Annotated in this window: 17 protein-coding genes and 1 pseudogene; 5 read left to right on the top strand and 13 right to left on the bottom strand. The window is 62.6% G+C overall.

The annotated features are described in order from the left end of the window. Window positions 1-177 precede the first annotated feature (177 nt). The 5 genes from FUU19_RS19075 to FUU19_RS19055 all read right to left on the bottom strand — a co-directional run bounded on the left by FUU19_RS19075 (window position 178) and on the right by FUU19_RS19055 (window position 4,809). Window positions 178-840, bottom strand: coding sequence for a DedA family protein (locus FUU19_RS19075; RefSeq protein ID WP_019453745.1), 663 nt, complete (start codon window positions 838-840; stop codon window positions 178-180). A gap of 78 nt (window positions 841-918) precedes the next feature. After that, window positions 919-1,740, bottom strand: coding sequence for a tRNA pseudouridine(38-40) synthase TruA (truA, locus tag FUU19_RS19070; protein WP_197834062.1), 822 nt, complete (start codon window positions 1,738-1,740; stop codon window positions 919-921). Next, on the bottom strand, window positions 1,740-2,750 hold the full coding sequence (locus FUU19_RS19065; RefSeq protein WP_197834061.1) for an aspartate-semialdehyde dehydrogenase: 1,011 nt from the start codon (window positions 2,748-2,750) through the stop codon (window positions 1,740-1,742). Before FUU19_RS19065 ends, truA begins: the two co-directional genes overlap by 1 nt. A 110-nt stretch (window positions 2,751-2,860) precedes the next feature. Further along, entirely contained in the window at window positions 2,861-3,982 is a 1,122-nt protein-coding gene (gene pdxB, locus FUU19_RS19060) for a 4-phosphoerythronate dehydrogenase PdxB (RefSeq protein WP_230507305.1), read from the bottom strand. Window positions 3,983-4,035: 53 nt separating this feature from the next. After that, on the bottom strand, window positions 4,036-4,809 hold the full coding sequence (locus FUU19_RS19055) for an AraC family transcriptional regulator (RefSeq protein WP_230490641.1): 774 nt from the start codon (window positions 4,807-4,809) through the stop codon (window positions 4,036-4,038). A 117-nt stretch (window positions 4,810-4,926) separates the two neighbouring features. Between FUU19_RS19055 and FUU19_RS19050 the strand changes: the two genes are divergently transcribed. Beyond that, window positions 4,927-5,847, top strand: a complete 921-nt coding sequence (locus FUU19_RS19050; RefSeq protein ID WP_049207333.1) for a DMT family transporter — start codon at window positions 4,927-4,929, stop codon at window positions 5,845-5,847. Here the strand turns inward: FUU19_RS19050 and FUU19_RS19045 are convergent. The 3 genes from FUU19_RS19045 to FUU19_RS19035 all read right to left on the bottom strand — a co-directional run bounded on the left by FUU19_RS19045 (window position 5,844) and on the right by FUU19_RS19035 (window position 8,336). After that, window positions 5,844-7,262 carry a sensor histidine kinase gene (locus FUU19_RS19045; RefSeq protein ID WP_230490640.1) on the bottom strand — a complete coding sequence of 473 codons (1,419 nt, stop codon included), beginning with the start codon at window positions 7,260-7,262 and terminating at the stop codon, window positions 5,844-5,846. The genes FUU19_RS19050 and FUU19_RS19045 overlap by 4 nt on opposite strands. Further along, window positions 7,249-7,923, bottom strand: coding sequence for a transcriptional regulator TctD (gene tctD, locus FUU19_RS19040; protein WP_123892214.1), 675 nt, complete (start codon window positions 7,921-7,923; stop codon window positions 7,249-7,251). The genes FUU19_RS19045 and tctD overlap by 14 nt, the downstream gene beginning before the upstream one ends. 167 nt (window positions 7,924-8,090) lie before the next feature. Then, window positions 8,091-8,336 (bottom strand): hypothetical protein, encoded by a 246-nt coding sequence (locus FUU19_RS19035; protein ID WP_230490639.1) that lies wholly within the window; start codon window positions 8,334-8,336, stop codon window positions 8,091-8,093. A 360-nt stretch (window positions 8,337-8,696) separates the two neighbouring features. Here FUU19_RS19035 and FUU19_RS19030 point away from each other — a divergent pair. From FUU19_RS19030 to FUU19_RS19020, 3 genes and pseudogenes are all read left to right on the top strand, one after another. Next, window positions 8,697-9,678 (top strand): annotated as a pseudogene (locus FUU19_RS19030) (Bug family tripartite tricarboxylate transporter substrate binding protein). A gap of 15 nt (window positions 9,679-9,693) precedes the next feature. Further along, a complete protein-coding gene (locus FUU19_RS19025) occupies window positions 9,694-10,125 on the top strand; it encodes a tripartite tricarboxylate transporter TctB family protein (protein WP_230490638.1) in 432 nt (143 codons plus the stop codon). 11 nt (window positions 10,126-10,136) lie between these two features. Continuing rightward, on the top strand, window positions 10,137-11,654 hold the full coding sequence (locus FUU19_RS19020) for a tripartite tricarboxylate transporter permease (protein WP_016926872.1): 1,518 nt from the start codon (window positions 10,137-10,139) through the stop codon (window positions 11,652-11,654). Between the two features lie 35 nt (window positions 11,655-11,689). Here the strand turns inward: FUU19_RS19020 and FUU19_RS19015 are convergent, their stop codons facing one another. After that, window positions 11,690-12,319, bottom strand: a complete 630-nt coding sequence (locus FUU19_RS19015) for a CatB-related O-acetyltransferase (RefSeq protein ID WP_141967546.1) — start codon at window positions 12,317-12,319, stop codon at window positions 11,690-11,692. A 156-nt stretch (window positions 12,320-12,475) separates the two neighbouring features. Further along, on the bottom strand, window positions 12,476-13,471 hold the full coding sequence (locus FUU19_RS19010; RefSeq protein ID WP_230490637.1) for a DMT family transporter: 996 nt from the start codon (window positions 13,469-13,471) through the stop codon (window positions 12,476-12,478). A 172-nt stretch (window positions 13,472-13,643) separates the two neighbouring features. On the opposite strand from FUU19_RS19010, the gene pdxR reads away from it, so the two are divergent. Beyond that, window positions 13,644-15,110: a MocR-like pyridoxine biosynthesis transcription factor PdxR gene (gene pdxR / locus FUU19_RS19005; protein WP_197834057.1), complete on the top strand. Its 1,467-nt coding sequence runs from the start codon at window positions 13,644-13,646 to the stop codon at window positions 15,108-15,110. On the opposite strand, the gene FUU19_RS19000 is transcribed toward pdxR, so the two are convergent. From FUU19_RS19000 to FUU19_RS18990, 3 genes are read right to left on the bottom strand one after another with little or no spacing between them, the layout of a single operon-like run. Further along, window positions 15,107-15,607: a protein disulfide oxidoreductase gene (locus FUU19_RS19000; RefSeq protein ID WP_047730177.1), complete on the bottom strand. Its 501-nt coding sequence runs from the start codon at window positions 15,605-15,607 to the stop codon at window positions 15,107-15,109. The genes pdxR and FUU19_RS19000 overlap by 4 nt on opposite strands. Beyond that, entirely contained in the window at window positions 15,600-16,316 is a 717-nt protein-coding gene (locus tag FUU19_RS18995) for a DsbA family protein (protein ID WP_230490635.1), read from the bottom strand. Before FUU19_RS18995 ends, FUU19_RS19000 begins: the two co-directional genes overlap by 8 nt. Continuing rightward, window positions 16,313-18,349, bottom strand: a complete 2,037-nt coding sequence (locus tag FUU19_RS18990) for a protein-disulfide reductase DsbD family protein (protein WP_230490634.1) — start codon at window positions 18,347-18,349, stop codon at window positions 16,313-16,315. The genes FUU19_RS18995 and FUU19_RS18990 overlap by 4 nt, the downstream gene beginning before the upstream one ends. Window positions 18,350-18,364: the final 15 nt, after the last annotated feature.

The following is an 18,364-nucleotide window of genomic DNA, read 5'->3' as shown; positions in this document are numbered from 1 at the left end:
AATCCCCCCGAAAACACCCCAATGAAAAAATGCCCGTTCGCGGCGCGGCAAGCGCGGCGACTGAGGCATCGGCTTCAGGGTTGTTCGCAGGAACAGACCATAATGTCGCTCATTAAACCATATCGGCCCGACGCTGTGGACAAAAAACTGGTCGAACCGACAGGTTAAGCGATGTTTTTACTGTTTTTGCTGGCGGGCAGCCGCGCGCTTGTGGCGCCAAATTTCAATCACACCCGGCAGAATCGAAACGATGATGATCCCGACGATCAGCAGTTTCAGGTTCTCCTGCACTACCGGCAGATCGCCGAACAGGTAGCCAGCATAAGTGAAGAGCAGCACCCAAACCAGTGCGCCAATCACGTTGTAGGCGGCGAAATGGCGATAGGACATATGCCCCATACCGGCGACGAACGGCGCAAAAGTACGCACGATCGGCACGAATCGCGCCAGAATAATCGTTTTCCCACCGTGTTTCTCATAGAACTGGTGCGTCTTGTCCAGATAGCTGCGGCGGAAAATTTTCGAATTCGGGTTGCTGAACAGCTTTTCGCCGAACAACCGCCCGATAGTATAGTTCACCGCATCGCCGAGGATCGCCGCCACCACCATCAACGCCACCATGGTATGCACGTTCAGATCGTTGGTCGGCAACGCCGCCAGCGCACCAGCGACAAACAGCAAAGAATCCCCCGGCAGGAACGGCGTCACCACCAGACCGGTTTCGCAAAACAGGATCAGGAACAGAATAGCGTAGACCCACATGCCGTATTGTGCGACCAGTTCGGCCAGGTGCACATCAATATGCAGAATGAAATCAATAATAAACTTGATGATGTCCATAAATTCTCTCATTGATGCCGGGTGTTTCAATCACCCGGCAGAAGCACAAGGGAGCGACGCTTTCAGGCGTGCCGGCGTTTAATCGTCGGGCAAAAACAGCGGCCCCATCGGCGGCCGCGGCAGACCAAAGTGGTCGGGATAATCCACGGCAACCAGATACAGCCCCTCGGCTCGCGCCGTCGCCGCCGCCAGATTGCGATCTTTCAGCGCCAGCAACTCGGCCATCCAGTTCTCATCCTGATTGCCGCAGCCGATCTCCATCAGGCTGCCGACGATGTTGCGAACCATGTGATGCACGAAGGCATTCGCCTTGATATCTACCACAATATATTCGCCGTAGCGCGTAACCTTAACGTGTTTTACGCAGCGCCACGGGGTGCGCGACTGACATTGCACCGCGCGGAACGAAGTGAAGTCGTTCTCGCCCAGCAGCGCCTGCGCCGCCCGATGCATGCGTTCGGCATCCAGCGGGTGATAAAAGTGCGTCACCCCCTGTTGCAGCACCGCCGGCCGGTAGCGATGGTTGAAAATAATATAGCGGTAGCGACGCGCGGTGGCGCTGAAGCGCGCGTGAAAATCGTCGGCGACGGGGCTCACCCAACGCACCGCGATATCCGGCGGCAGATGGGTATTCACCCCCATCGTCCAGGCGGCGTCCTTGCGGCGCGCGGTGGTTTCGAAATGCACCACCTGCCCGGTGGCGTGCACCCCGGCGTCGGTACGCCCGGCGCACAGCACGGTAATCGGCGCATCCGCCACCTTGCTCAACGCCTGCTCCAGGCGCGCTTGCACGCTGGCCACTTCTTGCTGCCGCTGCCAGCCGTAGTACCGGCTGCCGTCATATTCGATGCCCAGCGCGATCTTCAGCGTCGGCTGAACGGGCGAGACCACCTCAGACATCAGTACATCTGCTCCTGCACCAGACGTTCGGCGGTTTCGATAGCCATCAGCGCGCCGCCGAAACGCACGTTGTCCGCCACCGTCCAGAACTGCAGCAGCTCAGGGATGCCGTAATCGTTACGCAGACACCCGATGCTGAGCACATCGCTGCCGGAGGCTTCGGTGACCTGAGTCGGGTAATCGTCCTCTTCGCTCAGCTGAATGTCCTCGGCCTCTTCGAGCTCGCTGCGCGCCTCTTCGGCGGACAGCGGGCGCAGCGCTTCCAGGTGCACCACCTGCGCGTGGCCGTAAAACACCGGCGACTGAACGCAGCTCACCGAAATCGGCAGCCCTTCATCCTGCAACACCTTGCGCACCTGATCGACGATCAGGCGTTCTTCGCGCACGCTGCCCTGCTCGTCGGCGACAAGCGGCAACAGGTTGAACGCCAGCTGCTTGCCGAAAACGCCCTCCTCGGCCGGGATGCCGTTCAGCAGGCGCGCGCTCTGGCCGGCCAAGTCGTCCACCGCCACCTTGCCGCGCGACGATACCGACATCAGCGTGGTGACGTGCAGGCGCGACAGCCCCGCCTGTTCGGTCAGCGGTTTGATCGCCGTCAGCAGCTGGCTGACCATGCTGTCGGCCACCGCCACGATATTGCGGTTGCGGTAATCCGCCAGCACCTGCGGGTTAACGCCCGGCACCACCAGCGGCACATCCGGCTCCATGGCGAACAGGCCGCTGGTGTCGATCACCAGGCAGCCCATGTTGCCGGCTTCTTCGGCATAGCGCGCGGAAGCTTCGCTGCCGGCGACGAAGAAGGCCAGCTGCGCCTGTGACCAGTCGAACTCTTCGGCGTTTTGCACCAGAAGAGACTTGCCGTTGAAGCGCACATTGGCGCCCGCGCTGCGTTCGCTTGCCAGAGGATAGAGCTCACCCACCGGGAACTGGCGTTCCTGCAACAATTCCAGCAACGCTTCACCTACCGCGCCAGTGGCGCCGAGCAGCGCGATATTCCAGCCGTCAGACATCGGGTTTTCTCCAGAGTATTTCATTCATAAAAGCAGACGGGCAGTGCAGCCACCGCCCGATAATCTTTGCCGCTCACTGTAGCGGCGTTGGCTTAAGACAACCTTACGCGCTATGCCACGCTGAAGCCCAGCTTGCCGAGCAGCTCGGCGCTGGCGCTGTCATCGCATTGCACGGCCAGCGAAGACCACTCGCGGCGTTCCTGATAGTGCTTGCGCAGGCGATCGAATTCGCCCGGTTGCCCGGCGACTTTGCGCAGCGGCGCATCATCGCGGCGCACATCATACACCAAGTGCATCAATCGTTTTAACCGCGCTTCATCCAGCGGCCCGTTGAGGCGGATCTGGCTGAACTCCGGCACCGGCAGCAGCGAGGCCAACGCCACCTGCTGCGGCTGCCCCAGATGGTGGCTGAACGCTTCGAACACCTGAGTGGTGCCGCGCGCCTTGCCTTCCAGCGTATACCCGGCGATGTGCGCAGTGCCGATATCCACCCGCGCCAGCAGCGGCAAGGAGAGATCCGGCTCCGGTTCCCACACGTCCAGCACCGTGCTCAGCTTTTTGCCCTTTTCCAGCACCTGCAACAACGCGGCGTTATCCACCACCGGCCCGCGGCAGGCGTTGATCAGAATGCGGTTGTCCGGCAGCGCCGCCAACAGCTCGGCGTCCGCCAGATGCAGCGAATGGTATGGGCCGGATTTATTCAACGGCGTATGGAAGGTCAGCACATCGGCCTCGGCCACCAGCTTCTCCAAAGGCCAGAACTCCCCGGCGTCGCCGCGATCGGCACGCGGCGGATCGCACAGCAGCGTGCGCACACCCAGCGCTTTGAGGCGCGCGTCCAGACGGGAACCGACGTTGCCCACGCCGATGATGCCGACGGTTTTATCCCGCAGATGGAAGCCATCGCGTTCGGCCAACAGCATCAAGGCAGAGAACACATACTCGACCACCGCGATGGCGTTGCAACCCGGCGCGGCGGAAAAGCCGATGCCCTGCCGTTGCAGCCAGGCGTCATCGACGTGATCTGTGCCGGCGGTGGCGGTGCCGACAAAGCCGATGCGGCTGCCGGCCAACAAGGCTTCATTGACCTTGGTGACCGAGCGCACCATCAGCGCATCGGCATCCGCCAGCGCCTCACGCGGGATCGGGCGGCCCGGCACCGCCTGCACGTCGCCCAGGCGGCTGAACAGCTCGGCCGCGTACGGCATATTTTCATCAACCAGAATTTTCACTGCGTTCTCCGACGGTTTACGGCTATTTGTCTGCGAAATAGTGTGCCACTGAATCAGGCACGGCGAAAGCGCTCAGGGGTGGTGCCGGCGATCTGCTGGAACATGACGATAAAGGCCGACGCGGAGCTGTAGCCGACGTCCAACGCCACGTCCTGCACGGTCTTGCCCTGCTCGAGCAGCGACACGGCATGCAGGAAACGCAGGCGCTGGCGCCATTCGCTGAACGACATGCCCAGATCCTGCTGGCAGCGGCGCGACAGCGTGCGCTCGGTGGTGTAGACCCGAGCCGCCCACGCCGCCAGCGAGGTGTTGTCCGCCGGGCAGTGCTCCAGCGCTTCCAGCACCGGCGCCAAAAATTTGTCGTCCGACGACGGCAGATAGGTTTGTTGGCGCGGCGACAGGCGCAGCTGGTCGATCAGCACCTGGCACAGACGCAAATCCTCCTCCGCCTGCGGAATGTACTGCTTGCGCGCATAGAAATCCTCGGCGATGGCGCGGAAGATCGGCGTTACGCTCACCAGACAGGGGTCGGCCGGCATGCCGGTGCACAGCGCCGGCGTGATGTCCACCATGCGGCACTGCGCCAGCCGCTGGTTATAACAGGAGTGTTCGATGCCGGTCGGCGCCCACAGCACGAACTCCGGCGGCGCCAGAAAGCGCTGCCCGCCGATGCGCAGCACCATCACCCCGGCTTTGACCCACATCAACTGGCCCCAGGTGTGGCTGTGCGGCTGAAATTCGGTGCGCGCGTTGAACTCCTCGCAGCGGAACTGCACCGGGTTGGGCGCCGGGATCAACGACTCAGGGAAATGGCGGATTTCTGGCATGGTTTCGTCCCGTGATTTGTCTTGTTTACGCCGATTTTTGTCTGGATATCGCTATATATGATAAACCGGACACGCGTAGACTAGCCAGCATGTTGGACGTTATTGAGAATAATTATCATGAATATGCTCTTCCCACTGTTGGCCGTGCTGATTTGGTCGATTAACGCCGTCGTCAGCAAACTCTCCGCCACCGCCATCGATCCGGCGGCCATCTCGCTCTACCGGTGGCTGTTGGCGCTGATTGCCCTCACGCCGTTCGTGCTGCCGGGCGTGCTGCGCAACTGGGCGCAGGTGCGCGCCAACTGGTGGAAATTGATGATCCTCGGTTTGCTGGGCATGGTGCTGTACCAAAGCCTGGCGTATTACGCCGCGCACAGCGTCAGCGCGCTGTTTATGGGCATCATCGTGTCGCTGATCCCGCTGCTGACCATCCTGATCAGCATCGTACTGCTGCGCATTGCGCCGACCGTCGGCGTGCTGCTCGGCAGCATACTCTCCTTCTGCGGCCTGATCTGGCTGGTCAGCGGCGGTCAGCCCGGCGTGCTGCTGCAGCACGGTATTGGCAAGGGGGAATTGATGATGCTGCTCGCCACTGCCTCTTACGCGCTGTATGGGGTGTTGACCAAACGCTGGGCCATCGCGCTGCCGAACTGGCAATCGCTGTATGTGCAGATCCTGTTCGGCGTGCTGTTGCTGCTGCCTAATTTCCTGATGGCGGAGGATGTCGGATTGAACGGCCATAACCTGCCGCTGGTGCTGTTCGCCGGCATTCCGGCTTCGATCATCGCCCCGTTCCTGTGGATCCAGGGCGTGATGCGCCTGGGTGCCAACACCGCCTCGATCTTCATGAACCTGGCGCCGGTGTTTACCGCCGCTATCGCCGTGCTGTTCCTGCATGAACAGCTGCACGGTTACCACCTGATCGGCGGCGGCATCACCTTGCTGGGCGTGATCCTGTCGCAGCGGCTGCGCACGCCGCTGACGCGTAAAGCCAAAGCCCCGGCGGCCAACGCAGAGTCCTGCAAAGAACAGGCTTAAGGCAGCAGCCTGAAACGCACCCGCACCAACAGGCCGCCCAGCGCGGCGGAGCTCAGCAGCTCCGGGCGGGTGCCGTGATACGCGGTGATGTCTTTCACCAACGCCAGTCCCAATCCGGCGCCCGGCTGATCGCCCACGTTGTCCAGCCGGTGAAACGGCTGCAGCGCCAGCGCCTTGTCCTGCAAGGCGATGCCGGGGCCGCTGTCTTCTATCTCCAGCACGCCTTCCCCTGCCGCCTTATCCTGAGTGAGGCGCGCGGTCACCACGCCCTGACGCGGCGTGTATTTCAGCGCGTTGTCCAGCAGGTTGGCGCACAGCTCGGCCAACAGCAGCGGCTCCCCTGCCACCTGACACGCCGCCTCGCCTTCGAACCCGAGATCGATCTGTTTACTGCGCGCCTGCGGCAAGCGGGAAAAGCAGGCGTCGCGCAGCACCTGCGTCAGGTTGACCGGTTGCAACTTACGATCGGCCTGGTGCTCGCTGGCCTTCAGGCGTGAAAGATGCAGCAGGCGGTCGGTCAACGCCACGGTATTATCCAGCGTCGCGCTCATCGCCTGCAGGCTTTCGCGCCACTGCTGTGGCCGGTCGCTGGCCAGCGCTACCCCAACCTGAGTCTTCAACACCGCCAGCGGCGTGCGCAGTTGGTGCGAAGCGTCGGCGCTGAAGCGCTCCTGACGCGCCACCATCAGCCGCAGCCGTCCGATATAGCGATTGAACGCCACCAGCAGCGGCTGCATCTCCGACCATGGCAATACCCGCGGCAAGGGCGTCAGCTCGCCCGGATCGCGCCGCAGCATGATGCCGGAGAGCTTACGCATCGGCTTCAACACCCGCTTGAGCAATGCGAACGCCAGGATCAGGGTTAACGCCACCACCGTGCCCTGGCTCAGCAGCGCCGCGATCATCATCTGCCGCGCCAGGTAACGGCGCGACTCCAGGGTTTCCGCCACCAGAATGGTCGCCATGCCGCTCACGCCCGACTCGTTGACCGGTTGAAACAGCGCCGCCACGCGGATCGGCCTGCCGAGGTATTCCGCATCGTAAAAATGCACCAGCGCCGGGTAGAGCGTGGAACGCGGGATATGGGGCGGCAAAGGCGGCAAATCGTCATAGCCCGAGATGCTTTTCCCCTGCGGCGAGATCACCTCGTAATAGAGCTGATCGTTCATGTTGCGCTCGAAGCTGTCGAGCACCACATAGGGCACATCGACCGCCAACTTGCCTTCACGCACCACCAGCCGCTCCGCTACGGTGCGCGCCGACGCCAGCAGCGTGCGATCGTAAGCCAGGGTAGCGGCGCTCATGGCGCTAAAATAGTGGGTGTAGATCGAGATGCCGCCCAACGCCACCAGCGGCAGGCCAAAAAACAGCAGCAGTTGATAGAACAACGAACGCGGCGCGTTAAACCACCGCATTGCACAGCTCCAGGCTGTAACCCAGACCGCGCAGCGTGATGATTGCCACGTCGCTGCCCTGCAGCTTTTTCCGCAAACGGTGTACGTAAAGCTCGATGCTCTCCGGATTGGCCTCGTCAGACAGCGTAAACACCTGCTCAAACAGCTGCTGCTTGGCCACCGGGCGGCCGCGCCGGTGCATCAACGCGGTCAACACCGCCAGCTCGCGCGGCGTCAGCGCCAGCGGCTTGCCCTCCAGCAGGAAATAGCCTTCGTCGTGATAGGTCAACGCACCGTACTGCAACGCCGGCTGCGCGGCGCCGACGCTGCGGCGCAGCAGCGCCCGAATGCGCGCTTCCAGCTCGTCCAGTTCGAACGGCTTGGTGAGGTAATCGTCCGCCCCCAAATTCAGGCCCTTCACCCGATCGGCCACGTCGGTGCGCGCCGTCAGCAGCAGTACCGGCAGATCCTGCCCGCGCTTGCGCAGGCGCGCCAGCAAATCCAGGCCGTTTAAACGTGGCAGCGCCACATCCAATACCGCCAGCGCATAGCGTTCGTTGAGCAACAGATGATCGGCCGCCACGCCGTCCGGGGCGACGTCGACGGCAAAGCCGGCGCCGGTCAGCGCCTTTTGCAACCAGTGAGACAGCTCGGGGTGATCTTCAACCAATAACAGTCGCATGTTTCCATTCCATTGATTTACCTGAACAACCTGGCGCCAACAGCGCGCTTGTTAACAGGTCGATAACAGAGAATGGCATGGAAAATAAGGGGATAAAAGAGCGCCGCGCCGCCAGTTTTGGGAGCTGGCACACAATTATGCGTATGGAGCGCGATCGCAGGACGGTATCAGATCAGCGGAATGGGGCTATCGGCAACGGCAATGTCCAGCACCGGGCGCAGCTGGTCGGCGGTAAACGGCGAAGAAACCAGCACGGAGCGATTGTTGGCGGCAAACACCAGATCGATGCCGGTCACGCAGGCGGTCATCTGGCAAGCATACTTTTCACCGTCGGCGTTAACGAAATGCAGCTCAAACACGCCAATATCGGCACGCAGCCGCTTTAAACGGCACTGCCCGGTTTCACCGGTCATCTCTGCATAGACCTTTGGCAGCCGTTTAATCGCGCACACTTTGGCGCTGTCCCTGCCACCAAACAATTTCCCTAACGAAAACATATTGCTGCGTCTCTATTCATTTCATTGCTCATGATTTTATCGCGAAAGCAGAACCGCAAACCTGATATTACGCAGGATTTTTGCCGGTTTTGCCCCCTGTTCTTCTCTTCCTTTCTATGGTAGCGCACCTGTGATTCGCTGGCGACAAGCGACCCCAATCACAGACTGGAAACTTTTCCGGCCGCTGAAAGGTAAATGAAAGGTTGTTGTTTTAACAATCCTGCAACCGCATCCAGCGGGATTTCACAACCAGAACAATACCGAGGGCAAGTCACAATGAAAAAAATAATGACCCGTACCTTTACCGCCGCCGCCCTGCTGCTGGCGGCCAATCAGGCCTTTGCCGTGGAAGCGCCCAAACGCACCGAATGTATCGCGCCGGCCAAGCCCGGCGGCGGCTTCGATCTGACCTGCAAGCTGATTCAGGTGTCACTACAGGACACCAAGGCCATCGATAAGCCGATGCGCGTCACCTATATGCCCGGCGGCGTCGGTGCGGTGGGCCTATAACGCCATCGTCGCGCAGCGGCCGGCGGAGTTCGGCACCGTGGTGGCCTTCTCCGGCGGCTCGCTGCTCAACCTGGCCCAGGGCAAGTTCGGCCGCTACAACGTGGACGACGTGAAATGGCTGGCGGCGGTCGGTACCGACTACGGCATGATCGCGGTGCGCGCCGATTCGCCTTACAAGACCCTGAAAGACCTGATGGACGCCTTCCAAAAAGATCCCAACAGCGTAGTGTTCGGCGCCGGCGCCTCCATCGGCAGCCAGGACTGGATGAAAACTGCGCTGCTGGCGCGCGAAGTCGGCGTGGATCCGCGCAAGATGCGCTATGTGGCATTCGAAGGCGGCGGCGAACCGGTAACCGCGCTGCTGGGCAACCATATCCAGGCGGTCTCCGGTGACCTGAGCGAGATGGTGCCTTATTTGCAGGGCGACAAGATCCGCGTGCTGGCGGTATATGCCGAGCAACGTCTGCCGGGTCAGTTGGCCGATATTCCCACCGCCAAAGAGCAGGGATACAGCCTGGTGTGGCCGATCATTCGCGGCTTCTACGTCGGGCCGAAAGTCAGCGATGAAGAGTATCAGTGGTGGATCGACACCTTCCAGAAAATGATGGCGACCGACGAATTCAAGCAGCAGCGCGATCTGCGCGGCCTGTTCGAGTTCAACATGACCGGCAAAGAGCTGGACGCCTACGTGAAGAATCAGGTTGCCCAATACCGTGAGCAGGCGAAAGTGTTCGGCCTGGCCAAATAACCGCAGGGGAAAACCATGAGCGATCGTATTTTTGCCGGCTTCTGGCTGCTGCTGTGTATCGGCGGGCTGTTCATCGGCTGGGGCATCCAAAGTGAATACAGCTATGAACCGCTGGGGCCGCGCCCGTTCCCGCTGGCGATCCTCAGCCTGATGGCGCTGTGCGCGGCCCTGCTGTTGCTGCGCCGCCCGCAGGCGGTGGAGTGGCCGCACAACACGGTGCTGCAGCGGCTGCTGGTGCTGGTGATCACCCTGGTGCTGTATGCCTGGGGCTTTGAATGGCTGGGCTTCCCGCTGGCGACCGCGCTGCTGACGTTCAGCATCGGCCTGCTGTTTCAGGCCAGCCTGCCGGCGGCGGCCATTTCCGGCGTCGTCATGGGCGCAGCGCTGTATTACGCCTTTGACCAACTTCTCGATGTCACACTGCCGCTCGGCGCCTGGCTGAGCTAACGGGAGCGATGATGGATACCTGGATGTATTTGACCCAAGGGTTCGAAGTGGCACTGGTGCCGCAGAACCTGATTATCGCCCTGATCGGCTGCTTCGTCGGCACCATCGTCGGCCTGCTGCCGGGCCTCGGGCCGATCAACGGCGTAGCGATCCTGCTGCCGCTGGCGTTTGCCCTCAAGCTGCCGGCCGAATCGGCGCTGATCCTGCTGGCGACGGTGTATATCGGCTGCGAGTATGGCGGGCGCATCTCATCGATTCTGCTCAACGTGCCGGGCGACGCGGCGGCGATCATGACCGCGCTGGACGGCTACCCGATGGCACAGCAGGGGCGCGCCGGCGTGGCACTGTCCATCTCGGCGGTCAGTTCGTTCGTCGGATCGATGATCGCCATCGGCGGCATCATCCTGTTCGCGCCGCTGCTGGCCCGCTGGTCGCTGGCCTTCGGCCCGGCGGAGTATTTCGCCCTGATGGTGTTCGCCATCGCCTGCCTCGGCAGCATGATGAGCCAAAACCCGCTGAAATCCCTGCTGGCGGCGCTGATCGGCCTGGGGCTGGCGACGGTGGGCGTCGACGCCAACACCGGCGTTTACCGCTTTACCTTTGACAGCGTGCACCTCTCCGACGGCGTGCAGTTTATCGTGGTGGTGATCGGCCTGTTCTCGGTCAGCGAGATCCTGCTGATGCTGGAAAGCACCAGCGCCGGGCAAAAGCTGGTGCGTAAAACCGGCCGGTTGCTGTTCAACCGCAAAGAGGCGGCGCAGTGCGCAGGCCCTACCCTGCGCTCGTCGGTGATCGGCTTCTTCGTCGGCATTCTGCCAGGCGCCGGCGCCACTATCGCCAGTGCGCTGACCTACATGACCGAGAAGAAAATCAGCGGCAACAGCGACACCTTCGGCAAGGGCGACATCCGCGGCGTAGCGGCGCCGGAAGCGGCCAACAATGCCTCGGCCTGCGGCTCGTTCATTCCGATGTTGACGCTGGGGGTGCCGGGTTCCGGCACCACGGCGGTGATGATGGGCGCGCTGACGCTGTACAACATCACCCCTGGCCCGGCGATGTTCACCGAACAGCCGGATATCGTCTGGGGGCTGATCGCCGCGCTGCTGATCGCCAACGTCATTTTGCTGATCATGAACCTGCCGCTGGTCGGCCTGTTCACCCGCATGCTGACCATCCCGCTGTGGTTCCTGGTGCCGGCGATCGCCGCGGTATCGGCGGTGGGGGTTTATGCGGTGCACAGCACCACCTTCGACCTGCTGCTGATGGTCGGGTTGGGCGTGTTCGGCTACATCCTGCGCAAAATGCACTTCCCGATGTCGCCGCTGATTCTGGGCTTTGTGCTGGGTGAGATGCTGGAGCAGAATCTGCGTCGTGCGCTGTCGATCAGCAACGGCGAATTCGGCATTCTGTGGAGCAGCAGCATCGCGCAAACGCTGCTGGTGCTGGCGGTCGCGGTACTGGCGCTGCCGCCGCTGCTGCGCCTGATGCGCAAACGCCGCCAACCGGCGGCCGAGGCCAAGGCCGAGTAACGCAAAACGGGCGGGGAGTTCCCGCCCGTTTATTTTTAACGGCGTAGCGCCGCCACTCCCTTTTCCAGCGCCCCGATATCGTCATCGGCGAGCAGAGGTTGAATCACCGCAAAGTCCGCCTCGGACAAGTCATAGAGGCGCAGGGCAAGCAAACGCGCGATGATTTCCGGCGCGAATCGCCAACGGATAAACTTCGCCGGATTACCGCCGACGATAGCATAGGGTTCAACATCGCCGGCCACCACGCTGCCGGCGGCGACGATCGCCCCCTCGCCTATCGAGACCCCTGGCATCAACATCGCCCGCATGCCAATCCAACAACCGTCGCCCAGCCGGGTATCGCCTTTGGGGCGGTACGCCTGTTTGATGGTTGCCATAAACGGATACAGGCTCAGCCAGTCGATGCGATGGGTATGGTTGCCGCCCATCAGGATCACCGCTTCGGCCGCGATGCACACGTAATCGCCGATCAGCAGGCGGTCTATTTCGCCCAGCGGCTGCCATTGCCGGCTGACCGCGTCGCCGTGCAGATAGCGCACTACCGAGCGTTCGAAGCCGTTATCCCAGCAGTCGCTGTAGTAGCTGTGGGTGCCTTTGACGATGATATTCGGGTTGGTCACCGTCTGATGCAGCAGCTCGGTTTTGGACCAGTGTTTTTCGGACATGGCGTATTCTCTTGTTACGGGAATAAAAGCCACGGAACGGAATGTCTGTGGCCGTGTTGTCGTTCACTCAACACGGCCATTCAAGCGATAAGCGCTCGTTTCAATCTCGGGTTATTCATCATTACGACCTCTCTTGCGAGGCGTAATGGTAACCGATCACGCCTCGGCGGTCTTGCTTTTCAACAGCAGCACCCCGCCCATCACCAGCGCGCTGCCCAGCAGCTGCAGCTGATTCATACTCTCCCCCAGCAGGAAATAGGCGATCACCGCGGTGAACACCAGTTCCAGCGACAGGATCAGGTTGGCCACCGCCAGCGGCAGCGTTTTCAGGCTGATATTGTACAGCCCGAAGCCCAGCAGCGTCGGCCCGGCGGCCAGCGCCAGCAGCAACAGCCAGCCGCTCCACTGGATGCCCTGTGCGCCGTGCGACAGGAACCACAGAGAGCCGGCCATGCCGTGGAACGCCGCCAGCGGGAACGCCGTCAGCGCCGCGTTGAACACCAGCTGGTACAGCGCCGAAAACCCGAACACGTACAGGATGGTGTTCCACACCGGATAGCCGCGTTCGCTGGCCACCCGCCCGCCGAGGGTATACAGGGTATAACCGATGCCCGACAGCATCCCCACCAGCAGCCCCAGCAGATCAAAGTGGCTGTTCCCCATGCTGTCGCCGTTGCTGACCAGGAAGCAGCCGCCCAAGCTGATGGCGATCACCAGCAATTGGCGCAGCGTCAGGCGTTCGCTGTACATCACCCAGCCAAGGAACACGGTAAAGCCCACCGAGCAGTAGGTCAGAATGGTCGCCACCGACGCGCCGTTCAGCGCCACCGACAGTGTCCACAGGCTGTTGAACAGCGCCAGCAGCAGCCCGTAAAGCGCGTAGAACACCACCTGTTCACGGCGCAGGCGCGCCCACTGCGGTTTCACCAGCAACAGCAGCGGCAACAGCACCAGCGCCACCAGCGCCGCGCGCCAGAACGCCAGCACGAAGGTCGGCAGGTGATAGTACTCGGTCAGCGCGCGGATGATGATGGCGGTAAAGGCCAGCAGCATGGCGCTGATCATGGCGATGACGTAACCCTGGTGGCTGCCCTGAAAGAGGCGCGCGCCGGGCAGCGCCGGCCGGGCGGAAACGTCTGACGGTAATGACATGAGATCCTCGGAAAAATGGCGACGTAAATGCTCAGGCGGACAGTGTAACGCGGCCATTTTTTCTCACTATAGCCACTTTACGGCGTTGTCATGCAGGCCACTTTTCTGCGCTTGAAGCCCTGTTGACATGGGGTATAGTAAAAATCACTCTCCATAACCGGGCCAATTTCGCATGCATATCCCGTTGGATCGCGAGCAGGACGTTCCGCTCTATTTACAGATCGAAGAAGCGCTGCGGCGCGCCATCCTCACCGGCGTGTTCGTCGATGGCGACAAACTGCCCTCGACGCGCACGCTGGCGGCCGAACTGGCGGTCAGCCGTTTAACGGTGGACAACGCCTACGCCGAACTGGCGGCCAAGGGCTTTTTGCATCAGCGGCGCGGCAGCGGCGCCTATGTTGCGCACCCGCAGGCGCAAACGCGCCCGGCCCGGCCGAGCAGCGATGCCCCATTCCCGCTGGAGAGCTTCACCACCCTCACCTCGCGGCTGGACGGCTACGCCGACGCCCCGCTGCCGGAGGGGCTGATCAACTTCGCCGCCGGCGTCGGCAGCCCTAAGGTGTTTCCGCTGGAGGCGTTTCGCAAAGTGCTGCTGTCGGTGCTCAGCCGCCATGCGGAAGAGGCCTTCAGCTACGGGGAATACTGCGGCTACTACCCGCTGCGCGATACGCTGAGCCGCATTCTCAGCGCGCAGGGCATCCCCACGCAGGCGGAACAGGTGCTGATCACCAACGGCTCGCAGCATGCCATCAGCCTGGTGGTGCAAAGCCTGCTGGCGCCGGGCGATACGGTGATCGTCGAAGAACCGACTTATGCCGAAGCGCTGGGCCTGCTGCGCCAGCACCGTATCAATATCGTCACCGTACCGGGCGACCGCCACGGCATGCGGGTGGATTTGCTGCCGGAATTGTTAGAACGCCACCGCCCCAAACTGATCTACACCATCCCCAATTTCCACAACCCGACCGGCCGCTGCCTGAGCGAGGCGCGTCGGCGACGCCTGCTGGCGATCGCCCAACAGGCCGGCGTGGTGATCCTGGAGGACGATTTCGTCGGCGATCTGCGTTACCAGGGCAAGCAGCTGCCGTCGCTGCGCGCGCTGGCGCAGCCGGGCGCGGTGATCTACGTCAGCACCTTCTCCAAGATGCTGCTGCCCAGCATGCGCATCGGCTATCTGGTGGCGGACAGCGAACACTATCAGCGTTTCGCCAGGCTGAAACACGTCGACAGCTTCACCAGCTCCAGTCTGATCCAGCGCGCGCTGGACGCGTTCGTCACCGTCGGCCGTTACGACAAGCAGCTGCGGCGCGCCGGGCGCGTCTACCGCCGCCATCTGGAAGTGATGATCGACGCGTTGCAACGGCGGTTGCCGCCGGGGTGCCGTTTCGAAACGCCACAAGGCGGCTTGTTTATCTGGCTGACGCTGCCCGCGACGGTAACCACCACCGAACTGATGCCGGTGGCCTGGCGACACGGCGTCACTTTCGCGCGCGGCGAATGCTTTTATGCGCAGGAACAGCTGGGCGCACACGGCCTGCGGCTGAACTTCGCCGCCAACTCGCCGCCGCAGATTGAAGAAGGTATCGCCCGGCTATGCCGGGCGATTGAGGAGGTGATAACGGAGAAAAACGCCGGTTAGACGGCGGCCCACCACAGCCGCAGCTTCATCCCCCAGTAGCTGGTCCAGCCGGTGGTGCTCTGCACCACCTTGCCCTGCGAGACCACCACGAAGGTCGGCGTCACGCCAATCTGCCACTGCGCCGAGAGCGTACCAGCCGGATCGTTGACCACCGGCAGCGCCAGCCGTTTGCGCGCCAGCCAGTGTTTCACCTGGGTATCGTCGCCCGAACGCAGCGCGACGGTCAGCACGTTGCCGCCCGCCGCCTGCAAACGGGCGACGTCCGGCGTAGTGAAGCGGCAGACTCCGCACCAGCTGGCCCAGAAGTAAACCAGCAGCGGCCGCTCATGGCTGAGCTGCGCCAACGACACGCGCTCGCCGTCCAGCGTGGTCAGGGTCTGAGCATCGAAGGCCGGCGGCGCCTGCGGCGCGTTCAGCCAATCCATCACCGTCACCACCGCCAGCGCGATCAGCGCCAGCAACAACAACTCGCGCCCCCAGCGCTTGAGCTTAGCCATTGTTTGCCTTCGCCAGCTGCTGTTTCACCATCGTTTCCAGCTCTTCATACGACACCGCCCCCGGCAGCATCCGATCGCCGATCAGCGTCGCCGGCGTCCCCTGCACGCCCAGCTGTTCCGCCAGCTCCATATTGGTGCGCAGCGTGCTCATGCTCTGTTCGCTGGGCGCCACCGCCTTGACGCCGGTTTTTTCTTGCGCGGCGGCGATGCTGGCGTTGTCGTGGAAGCCCTTTTTCGCCATCAGCCGCTGGTGCAGGGCCCAGAATTGATCCGGGTGCTGTTGCCAGGTGGTGAGCGCTACGCGCGCCGAACTGACCGAGCTTTCGCCCTTGAACGGCAGCAGCTTCACCACCAGCGCCACGTCCGGGTATTGCTTGACGATCTTCTCCAGCATCGGATCAAAACGCTTGCAGTACGGGCAGTTATAGTCGGTAAAGGTCACCAGCGTCAGTTTGGCGTTGGCGGCGCCCAGGCGCGGGCTGGCCGGATCCTGGTACAGCGTTTTGGCGTTCTGCTTGATAGCCTGGCTGATTTGCTGGCCGGCGGTTTGCTGCTGCCAGGCGTCCACCGCCTGCGCCAGAATGTCCGGGTTGGACACCAGCGTTTCGCGGATCATCTCTTTGATACGCGCCTCTTGTGCCGGGGTGAAAGGCTCGGCGGCCCACACCGGGGCGGCGATGATCATCAGTAAAATCAGTAGCTTTTTCATTGTTCGGTTCCTTTGGCATGGGAAAGCGTTTGCAGCACGGCGTCACGGGTCAACAGCGGGGATAACACCTCGCCGTCCGGGCTGCCGGGGCCATAGATTTGGTTGAAAGGCACGGCGACGCTGCCGCGCTTTTGCAAGAAGGCGCTGATGTCGGCCGACGGGCGGCTCCAGTCGCCGCGCAGCGCGACCACGTCATCGGCGCTCAGCGCACGCTGTACGTCATCGCGCAGCAGCACATTGAATTTGTTGGCTTTACAGGTCACGCACCAGTCTGCGGTCACGTCGACGAACACCCGCTTATGCTGGGCCAGCGCCTCGGCAATCGCCTGTTCGCTCAGCGGTTGCCACTGCACCCGATCCTGCAACGGTTGGCGCCACAGGCCGGCGGTCAGCGATCCGGCCAGCAAGGCCACGCCTGCCAGCACCAACGTGCCCGCCGCCAGCTTGGCCGCCAACCGTGCGCCCTGCTGACACCATACCGCCAGCAGCAACGCCAGCAGCGCCAATGCCCCCAGCCACAGCGTAGCCTGCACGCCGATATGGTTGCTCAGCAGGCTCAGCAGCCACAGCGACGACGCCAGCATCAGCAGCCCCATCGCCAGCTTGACGGTATTCATCCAGCGGCCGGGGCGCGGCAAACGCAGCGCCAGCGATGGCCAGGCGGCGATCAGCAGCCACGGCAGGCTCATGCCGATGCCGAGCGCGATGAACATGCCCCACAGCACCGGCAGCGACGCCGCCAGCGCGAAGGCCACCGCCGTGCCGAGAAACGGCGCCGAGCACGGCGTCGCCAGCAGCGTGGCGAACGCGCCCTGCCAGAAATGGCCGCTCAGCCCGTGCCCGTTATGGGTGGCCAGCGACGTGTTCAGATCGGACGAGAGGCGCAGGTGGAACAGGCCGAACAGGTTGGCGCTGAACAGCAGCGTCACCAACACCATAAAGCCGATAAACCACGGATTCTGGAACTGAATGCCCCAGCCGAGCGCGTGATTGCCGAGGCGCAGCAGCGTCATCAACAGGGCCAACGCCATAAACGAGGCGACGATACCCAGCGACGATGCCAGGAACTGCAGCCGTACGCTGCGCCGATCGCGCCGCTCCACCTGCAGGATGGAGCCGAGCTTGATACCCAATACCGGCAGGACGCACGGCATCAGGTTGAGGATCAACCCGCCCGCCAGCGCCATCAATACCGCCTGCCATAACGGGAACGCCGCACCGGCGGGCGCGGCCAGCGGATCGCCAATCGGTAGCGTAATCTGCTGCGCCATGCCGCCGTCGTCGATCACCAGCGTCAGCGTTTTGCCGCGCAGATCCGGCGCTGCATCGCCCCAGCCATCGCTGACCGGCACTCGCGCCAGCAGCTGAGCACCGTCGGTCTCGACCTGCGGTTTGCCGAGATCGGCATCCGCCAGCGTATCGAAGAACAGCGCGGGCTGTTGCCAGCCATCGGCGCGTTCGGCGGCAATCTGCAGCTCGCCGTTGCGGTAACCGGCCTTGACGCTCTCCGCCACCCCGGCGGCGATCGGCACCTGCCCCATCGCCTGCGCGAAGTCGTGGTTGAACTGCGGATCGTTCGGCGTCGTCAGATCCAGGCTGAACGGATAGTCGGTCAGAATGCAGACGTTGCTGCAGGTAGATAGCGTCAGGGTGCCCGCCAGCGGGCCGGATACCTGGCCTGGCATCACGATCGGCAGCGTGACCCGATCGTGATAGCCCTGGGTGGAAATACCGGCCACCTCGAAACGCTGCGGCGTCGGCCAGTGCCAGGTCGCCGGCGGCGGGTTGCCCTGCCAGACGATAGCCGGCGCGATGCCGCCTTCGCCTGGGGAACGCCAGTAGGTTTTCCAGCCCTTTTGCAGCTCGACCGACAGCAGCAAGCGGGTCTCCCCCGGCTGTGACGTGTCGGCACGCAGCCGCACCTTGGCATGATCGTTGGCCGGATTTTGCAGCCAGCCGCTGTCCGCCGCCTGCAAGGCAGGCAGCCACAGCATAAACAGGCAAGCGCAGGCCAGCCTGATAATTTTCAACATGTTAATTCTCCATAA

This window comes from Serratia montpellierensis (assembly GCF_020858655.1).
Taxonomy (GTDB): domain Bacteria; phylum Pseudomonadota; class Gammaproteobacteria; order Enterobacterales; family Enterobacteriaceae; genus Serratia; species Serratia montpellierensis.
This window is presented reverse-complemented; position numbering and strand designations above follow the sequence as displayed.

Excerpts from the sequence above, each read along its gene's own strand:
- FUU19_RS19075 (WP_019453745.1), bottom strand. The coding sequence starts at position 840 with ATGGACATCATCAAGTTTATTATTGATTTCATTCTGCATATTGATGTG.
- truA (WP_197834062.1), bottom strand. The coding sequence starts at position 1,740 with ATGTCTGAGGTGGTCTCGCCCGTTCAGCCGACGCTGAAGATCGCGCTG.
- FUU19_RS19065 (WP_197834061.1), bottom strand. The coding sequence starts at position 2,750 with ATGTCTGACGGCTGGAATATCGCGCTGCTCGGCGCCACTGGCGCGGTA.
- FUU19_RS19055 (WP_230490641.1), bottom strand. The coding sequence starts at position 4,809 with ATGCCAGAAATCCGCCATTTCCCTGAGTCGTTGATCCCGGCGCCCAAC.
- FUU19_RS19050 (WP_049207333.1), top strand. The coding sequence starts at position 4,927 with ATGAATATGCTCTTCCCACTGTTGGCCGTGCTGATTTGGTCGATTAAC.
- FUU19_RS19045 (WP_230490640.1), bottom strand. The coding sequence starts at position 7,262 with ATGCGGTGGTTTAACGCGCCGCGTTCGTTGTTCTATCAACTGCTGCTG.
- tctD (WP_123892214.1), bottom strand. The coding sequence starts at position 7,923 with ATGCGACTGTTATTGGTTGAAGATCACCCCGAGCTGTCTCACTGGTTG.
- FUU19_RS19035 (WP_230490639.1), bottom strand. The coding sequence starts at position 8,336 with ATGACCGGTGAAACCGGGCAGTGCCGTTTAAAGCGGCTGCGTGCCGAT.
- FUU19_RS19025 (WP_230490638.1), top strand. The coding sequence starts at position 9,694 with ATGAGCGATCGTATTTTTGCCGGCTTCTGGCTGCTGCTGTGTATCGGC.
- FUU19_RS19020 (WP_016926872.1), top strand. The coding sequence starts at position 10,137 with ATGGATACCTGGATGTATTTGACCCAAGGGTTCGAAGTGGCACTGGTG.
- FUU19_RS19015 (WP_141967546.1), bottom strand. The coding sequence starts at position 12,319 with ATGTCCGAAAAACACTGGTCCAAAACCGAGCTGCTGCATCAGACGGTG.
- FUU19_RS19010 (WP_230490637.1), bottom strand. The coding sequence starts at position 13,471 with ATGTCATTACCGTCAGACGTTTCCGCCCGGCCGGCGCTGCCCGGCGCG.
- pdxR (WP_197834057.1), top strand. The coding sequence starts at position 13,644 with ATGCATATCCCGTTGGATCGCGAGCAGGACGTTCCGCTCTATTTACAG.
- FUU19_RS19000 (WP_047730177.1), bottom strand. The coding sequence starts at position 15,607 with ATGGCTAAGCTCAAGCGCTGGGGGCGCGAGTTGTTGTTGCTGGCGCTG.
- FUU19_RS18995 (WP_230490635.1), bottom strand. The coding sequence starts at position 16,316 with ATGAAAAAGCTACTGATTTTACTGATGATCATCGCCGCCCCGGTGTGG.
- FUU19_RS18990 (WP_230490634.1), bottom strand. The coding sequence starts at position 18,349 with ATGTTGAAAATTATCAGGCTGGCCTGCGCTTGCCTGTTTATGCTGTGG.